The following is a 5,421-nucleotide window of genomic DNA, read 5'->3' on the forward strand; positions in this document are numbered from 1 at the left end:
AACAAATAACCAGTCTTATTAAGCCGGTCTTATTAAAAAATTCTTTATCTTATTAAAAAATTTTTTAAAGACTGCAGTGTAAAAATCTTAAAACATCTATATTTTCCGGCAATTAATTGTATAAACGACAACAGAATTATCTTAAATACCGGTAAATAGCACTATATGCTACCCGTGAAACCACATCTGCGCCTGCAGAACTGTAATGCATCCCTTCACTAAGATTTTCGCCCGGATTCTGGTTCAGTGGATTTGCAACATCTATTACAGGAACTCCGTATCTGGCTGCAACATTCATAATTATCTGATTAAATACAGGCCAGCTACTTTTGCCTGAATGATATATCGGTCCTACGAGATTTAAAAATACCATTGCTCCGGTTCTTTTTGATTTTTCTATAAGCTGCTCAATGCTGCTTTGGAAACGTCCTGGATCGGAGCCTATATCGTTAGTGCCATAGGCAATAATGATGATTCCGGGATTTAAAGGTGCAATTGTGCTGTCGAAGCGGGCAAGACCCTGAAAAGACATCTCTCCGTTGACAGCGCTTCCTATTACATTATAACCGGAATCTGGAAAAGACGAATTTATCAGGCCGCCCAGTCTCTGAGTCCAATCGGATTTGTTTATCAATGAATCTCCCATTACAACAATATTTTTTCCTGGTGAAGATGTCGGAACAGAAGTCCTTGATCCGGATATTCTTACCTTGCCTGCCTGTATACCGTATTTACTGCATATGTTGGCAAACTCATCAGAATTAACAAAATTTGAAAAGACAAATTCTCTGGAAGAACCTGAGTTTAAAAGTCCCATCCAGTTTTCATATCCGCCCGGATCGGGGCTTCTGTCAAAAAATGCTTTGTACATTACAATAAGGAATTCATCATTGTTCAGATTTTTATTTATTAATTCGTCACTGAATATAAAACCGTAGGCAGCTCTGCCTCCCGTAATTCTTCCGGTCACCAGGTTATTCACCCAGTTAGCAAAGCCGTCAGGATCAGGATTGCGATCAAGACAGGTATTATAAAGTCTTGTAACAAATCCTTCCACCCCGGTACTGTTTTCAGCAAAAACAGATGAAGGAAATGCAAAAATAATTACTGAAAAGATAATAAAAACGGCTGAAATAATTTTTACTTTTTTTCTATTAAGCATACATACTCCATTTTAAATAATATTGCAAAATCCATTTATTTATTTTTGAAATATAATTAAATATAAAATTAAGTTTTCAGGAATAAAATTATAATACACAATTATTCATATTAGTAATATGTTTTTGGAAAAATTATTTTTTTATTTTCCATGAAACGATTGCCGGCATAAAGATATGAGACCGGCACCAGGCGCACAAGGATGCTCCTGAAGAAAATAAATCCGCCGGCGGGAAGCATGGTGCAGAAAGCAGGTAAGGAAACTGAACATATTTCCAAAATAAATACCGATAATAAAATGCCGGTAATATATATAAATTTGCAGAATAAATAGCTGCTTAAAACCTGGCTTTGCAGAATAAATAGCTGCTTAAAACCTGACTTTACAGAAGAAATAACTATTTAAAACCTGACTTTTTTCATTATATAATCAACAGCTTCTTCAGGATCGTCAATTATGGTGTAAAGTTCTTTATCGCAGGAATCTATTGTGTGGAATCTTTCAAGAAGCGTTCTGTCTATCCAGCCGGAAAATTCTTTCCAGAAGGGGCTTCCAAAAAGCACCAGCGGGAAATGCTTGATTTTATCAGTCTGCGAAAGTGTGAGTGCTTCAAAAAGTTCGTCCAGGGTTCCAAAGCCTCCCGGAAATATAATATAGCCTATGGAATATTTGATAAACATAAGTTTTCGCACAAAGAAATAGTGGAATTCAAGGGAAATATTCTGATAGTCATTTGGTTTTTGTTCCTGAGGAAGCTCAATGCTGCATCCTATGGAAAGACCTCCGGCTTCAAGAGCGCCTTTGTTGGCCGCTTCCATTATTCCCGGACCGCCTCCCGTAATGACCCCAAGCCCTCTTTTTACAAGAAGAGAAGCAGTATGTTCAGCAGCTTTATAAAATTCATTATCCGGTTTGGTTCTTGCTGAACCAAAAATTGAAATGCAGGGGCCAACTTTGGACAGAGTTTCAAACCCTTCAACAAATTCGCTCTGTATCCTTAAAACTCTCCAGGATTCCGTATTGGTAAATCCAAAATGTTTTGATTTCAGAAAGCCGGGCAATATCTGATCTTTATTTTCGTGCAAATACTTTTTCTTCATTTTTCCTGCTTTTTCCCTTTATTATATGGAACAAATATTATATTAATGAAGTTGAAATTCAAAAAAATACTGTCTGCATTATACTGCCTGTACTAAAATTTTTATGCCGAGCCTTAAAAATACTTAGAATTATCTCGACTATTTTCGGATCAAACTTGGTCCCCGAGCATCTTAAGATTTCATCCAGGGCTTCTTCTTCCCCTAAAGATTTTTTATATCTTCTTGGATGAGTCATTACATCAAAAGCATCCGCAACAGCAAGTATCCTTGAAAGAAGAGGTATCTGAGTATCTTTCAGGCCCTGTGGATATCCGGTTCCATCCCAGTTTTCGTGATGGCATAGAACATATTCAGAAATATGTACAAGCTGGGGAGAAGCTTCGCAGATATTGTATCCGATTTCCGGATGTTTCTTCATAATCATCCATTCCTGGTCGCTAAGTTTACCCTTTTTCGTCAGAATGGATTCAGGAATTGCAACCTTGCCTATGTCGTGAAGTCTTGAAAATACTATTAAATCATCAATCCGTCCAGGCGGAAGTTTTAATATTTCCCCGATTTTTGTGGCTATTTTTTCTATCCGGTTACAGTGTTCCTCTGTTTCATGGTTTTTTTCAAACAATGTTCTTTCAAGGGAAGAAATTATTGAACTTCTGAGACTTTTCTTCTCTGAAAGTTTTCTTTTATACATATTGTCTTCAGCTTTGTTTATTTTGTCCTTTATGTTCTGGGAAGGACTTGTTTTGGTAGATATCCCGAAAGATATGCTTATGGGTATATTTAGTTTCTTAACCCCGTAGCATTTTCTGGTTATTCTGTCTACCAGCTTTTGTGCAGTCTGTTTTGTTGTTCTGGGCAGTATTATTGCAAATTCATCTCCACCCCATCTTGCAACAATGTCATCCTTTCTTATGCAGGAATTTAAAAGCTCCACACATTTCTTCAAAAGCTCGTCGCCTTTTTCGTGACCGAATGCATCATTAATCAGTTTGAGGCTATTGACATCACCCATAACGATGCTTAACGGGAGCTGCCTTTCGGTATCAAGTCTTGCCAGCTCTTCTTCAAAGAATGCTCTGTTGTATAATCCCGTAAGCTTGTCATGAAAAGAAAGATATTTTATTTTTTCTTCGACTATTTTGATTTCAGTTATATCTCTTCCCACTCCGATAATTGAGCTTACTTTCCCGCCATTGCCAAAAACGGCTTTGTTTATCCACTGTATGACTCTTCTTTCATTATTGACAAACACTTCCTGTTCCGAGCAGGAAAAATAAGGGGGATTCTTGCATGCTTCAAAGGATTTTTTAACTGCAGTTCTTTCCTCAGGGCGGACTATAACATCAAAAAGGTTTTTTCCGATAAGTTCACTTTCAGATTTATTATAAAACCTGCAGTAAGAGGGACTTATAAACAGAAAATTCCCTGCCGGATCCAGCTCATCAATAAGATCAGTCTGGTTTTCAACAATAATTTTATATTTTTCCCGATTTTCCTTAAGCTGATTTTGTATTTTTTCTTCCTTGCTGATATCTTTTATGACAATGCAGTGATAGATTCTGCTGCCAAGCTTTATTGATGCTAATTTAAGAGAGCACTTCAGGAGAGATCCATCCTTTTTTATCATCATTATTTTCGGCAAAATAACAGGTACATCTGTATTTGTATTCTCTATTAATTTTTTAATCATTCCGGATCTCAGATTTTTTCTGATATCACTACCGGTTATTTCTTTTATTTTATAACCAAGGAGATTTGCAAATCTTTTATTGGATTCCCGTATCAGGCCTTTTTCATGGATAGCCATACCTTCTTCAGTGATTCTTTCAGCTACGATATATTTTTTTAAAATATCGAGGTATTTTTTCCTGAATTTTTTTATTTTTACAAGCCCGTCTCCGGACTCTTTGATTTTACCGGTTTTATTTGTGGTTATTTCCATAATATCAATATAATATCTGGAACTGGTATATTTCTTAATTTAATAATTTATTAGTATTAGCATAAACAAAAATAAATTCAATAGAAAAAGTAAAAAAACAAAAAATCAAGCACATTTCCGGATAGAAATCATCGAGAAATTTTTAAAAAGAAAATTGTTTTTATTATAATGAATTTAAAAATTTTTGATTGAATATATATTTACAATTAATTGAATCAGATTATTCAGATGCAGGAAAAAAAGGTAAGAAAAATATTTAACAGTATTTCTTTTAGGTATGATGTGGCAAATTATTTTATCAGCCTGGGAGTGGAGAGATACTGGAGATTAAAATTTTTAAAGATGATATCCGGAAGTGAAAAGAAGGTGCTTGATGCATGTTGCGGGACAGGATATTCAACTATCGGCATTGCAGGCAGAATTAAAAACGATGCAGTGATTTATGGTATTGATTTTTCCGGTGAAATGCTTGAAATTGCCCGGTCAAAAGCAGAAAGATATCTGTATTATGCAGGCAGGGGACAGAATATAAAAATAAGATTTTCGGAAGGGGATGTAACCTGCCTTGACTTTGAAGATGGACTTTTCGACCTTATAACAGTGGTATTCGGTATCAGAAATGTAAAAGACAGGAAAAAGGCCCTGGAGGAGTTCCATAGAGTATCTTCAGACAAAAGCCGATTATTAATTATGGAGTTCAATTATCCGCAGAATAAATTTATAAGGAATATTTATGATTTTTATCTGAACTTCGTAATGAGCAATCTTGGAGCTATGATAACAGGCAATAAAGAAGCTTACAGTTATCTGGCTGAATCCATCAGGAACTTTACAGGTGTTACTGATTTCTGCAGGATTATAAAAGATGCAGGGTGGCAGATATTGAAAGTCAGATCCATGACTTTCGGTGTATGTACAATTTATTATGCAGGAAAATAATTTGGTTTAAAAATATTGCAATTTTTAGATAATAATATTAAATTAAACATTGCTTTTATATTATTTTTATAAATACGACTCAATTTTTCATTAATCTGTATTTTTCTATAAATTAAATAATCAATATAAAAAAAGTCTGTTCAACGTATTGGGAAATGCTAAATATTTATAAAACAGATCTGGTAACCGGTGAAACAAGGGAAGCAGATAAAATTGAAAAGGGATGCTGGATATTTCTGAAAGATCCTTCAGAAGCGGAAATTGAAAAAGTTTCGGCT

At 35.1% G+C, this 5,421-nt stretch carries 5 protein-coding genes; 2 read left to right on the plus strand and 3 right to left on the minus strand.

Features of this window, described 5'->3' with window-relative positions; genetic code table 11:
- Window positions 1-136: 136 nt before the first annotated feature.
- From GXZ93_02255 to GXZ93_02265, 3 genes are all read right to left on the minus strand, one after another.
- Complete coding sequence (locus GXZ93_02255) at window positions 137-1,162, minus strand: DUF4214 domain-containing protein (protein ID HHT78607.1); 1,026 nt, start codon at window positions 1,160-1,162, stop codon at window positions 137-139.
- Between the two features lie 401 nt (window positions 1,163-1,563).
- Complete coding sequence (locus GXZ93_02260) at window positions 1,564-2,262, minus strand: TIGR00730 family Rossman fold protein (protein ID HHT78608.1); 699 nt, start codon at window positions 2,260-2,262, stop codon at window positions 1,564-1,566.
- A 58-nt stretch (window positions 2,263-2,320) separates the two neighbouring features.
- Entirely contained in the window at window positions 2,321-4,204 is a 1,884-nt protein-coding gene (locus tag GXZ93_02265; protein HHT78609.1) for a diguanylate cyclase, read from the minus strand.
- Window positions 4,205-4,432: 228 nt separating this feature from the next.
- Between GXZ93_02265 and ubiE the strand changes: the two genes are divergently transcribed.
- Together ubiE and GXZ93_02275 are read left to right on the plus strand one after the other, a co-directional pair.
- Window positions 4,433-5,143: a bifunctional demethylmenaquinone methyltransferase/2-methoxy-6-polyprenyl-1,4-benzoquinol methylase UbiE gene (ubiE, locus tag GXZ93_02270; protein ID HHT78610.1), complete on the plus strand. Its 711-nt coding sequence runs from the start codon at window positions 4,433-4,435 to the stop codon at window positions 5,141-5,143.
- Between the two features lie 155 nt (window positions 5,144-5,298).
- Window positions 5,299-5,421 (plus strand): magnesium transporter CorA family protein (locus tag GXZ93_02275; protein ID HHT78611.1); only part of this gene is annotated, 123 nt, incomplete at its 3' end.

Source organism: Actinomycetota bacterium (assembly GCA_012837825.1).
Classification (GTDB): domain Bacteria; phylum Actinomycetota; class Humimicrobiia; order Humimicrobiales; family Humimicrobiaceae; genus Humimicrobium.

Excerpts from the sequence above, each read along its gene's own strand:
- GXZ93_02255 (HHT78607.1), bottom strand. The coding sequence starts at position 1,162 with ATGCTTAATAGAAAAAAAGTAAAAATTATTTCAGCCGTTTTTATTATC.
- GXZ93_02260 (HHT78608.1), bottom strand. The coding sequence starts at position 2,262 with ATGAAGAAAAAGTATTTGCACGAAAATAAAGATCAGATATTGCCCGGC.
- GXZ93_02265 (HHT78609.1), bottom strand. The coding sequence starts at position 4,204 with ATGGAAATAACCACAAATAAAACCGGTAAAATCAAAGAGTCCGGAGAC.
- ubiE (HHT78610.1), top strand. The coding sequence starts at position 4,433 with ATGCAGGAAAAAAAGGTAAGAAAAATATTTAACAGTATTTCTTTTAGG.